The organism is Deferribacterota bacterium (assembly GCA_034189185.1).
Taxonomy (GTDB): domain Bacteria; phylum Chrysiogenota; class Deferribacteres; order Deferribacterales; family UBA228; genus UBA228.
In genome coordinates this window covers 1-1,520 of the sequence record JAXHVM010000306.1, presented here as the reverse complement: position 1 = coordinate 1,520, position 1,520 = coordinate 1, and the positions used below count along the sequence as shown (strand labels likewise).

Annotated in this window: 2 protein-coding genes; both read right to left on the bottom strand. The window is 36.0% G+C overall.

The features are described from left to right. Positions 1-335: beta-ketoacyl synthase N-terminal-like domain-containing protein (locus SVN78_11140; GenBank protein ID MDY6822160.1), on the bottom strand; the 335-nt coding region annotated here is incomplete at its 3' end. Positions 336-350: 15 nt separating this feature from the next. Continuing rightward, positions 351-1,520, bottom strand: a 1,170-nt coding sequence (locus SVN78_11135) for a PfaD family polyunsaturated fatty acid/polyketide biosynthesis protein (GenBank protein MDY6822159.1), incomplete at its 5' end; no start/stop codon positions are given.

Sequence of the window (1,520 nt, the reverse complement as noted above, 5' to 3'; positions counted from 1 at the left end):
GCTGCATCCTCTAAAACTTTTTTTGCAACAATCAATCCTAGTAGCTGTGAAGTATCTGTATGTTCCACATTTGCAGGTGGAATACTAAATTCTATTGGATCAAAATCAATCTCTGGTATAAATGCACCTCTTTTACAATAGGTTTTCCCAGGAGCAAATGGGTCTGGGTCATAATAATCTTCTATAAACCAGTAATCAGGTGGGATTTCCTCAAAAAGATCTGCTTTCTCCATTATATTTTTCCAGAAACCCGTAACATTAACAGAACCTGGAAAGATAGCTGATATACCAACTACAGCTATCGGTTTAAATTTATTTTTATTCTTTTCCTCCATCAGACTGTCTCCGTATCATACAAGTTTTATTTTTTTAGGCCTGAAATTAAAGCAGATATTTGGCACGTTTACTCCAGCACTCCTTAGTTGTTCAGCTCTTAAAACGACGCATGCACCTTCTAAAATGTTTAATGCAATATCAACAACCATCCTATTTTTAGGGTCTTCAAGGTAACTTCCTTTAACCCATTCATTAAACGCTCCCATTGACGGCCCACATTGTATCTGAAAATCACTTATCCTATCTTTATTACCTTCTATTGCCCACTGACCTGCAAGGCCCAAATACCATCTAAATACCAATGCCATTTTAAACTTAGGATCTTTTTCAGCTTTTTCTACAGTTTTTTTATTTCTTTTTGCGAAATAATCTCTAGTATCTTTCCAAACTTCTTCTATATTTTTTCTAAATATTTCTTCCCCTAATTTTTTCCTCACATCATCAGGTATCTCTTCTAAAGAATTATAACTTTGATAAATATTATATAATTTCAATGCTCTACCAGGAAAAAGAGTTCCCCTTTTTAACACCTGGACTTTCACGCCCATTTCGAACATATCCCCTGCTGGAGCCATTATAACATCTGCAATACCAGCCTTTGCTAACATCTCTTTCGCAATATCTGAAACGCCACCTTCAACAGCAGCCTCATTAATTGTACCAGTTAGCACATAGGCAGCCCCCATAGAAAAAGCTCCTGCTGCAGCCATAGGTGTGCTTATACCACCAGCTGCACCTATCCTAATACGTCTTTTATATCTATATCGAGCCATCATTCTATCTCTTATTACCAATACAGTTGGCACAATTGATATTAAAGGCCTATTATCTGTATGGCCTCCAGAATCTGCCTCCATAGTTATATCCTCGGCAATAGGGACTTTAAGTGCTAACATTGCTTCTTTCTCAGAAATCTCACCTTTTTTGACAAGATTGTCTAAAATATTCTTTGGAGCTGGGCTCATAAATTTCTCTGCCATTTCAGGCCTTGAAATTTTAGCAAATACATAATTTTTACGAACAATATTACCCTTTTGATCAGTTCGTAAACCCTTTGAAGCATATTTTACAACAGAAGGTGTAATTCTCATAAAAGCTGAAGCAGACATCTTCCTAACATTATTTCTTAAATATATATTAACTATCTCATTTTCCAATTCAGGTTCTGCCGGTGAATAAATCAG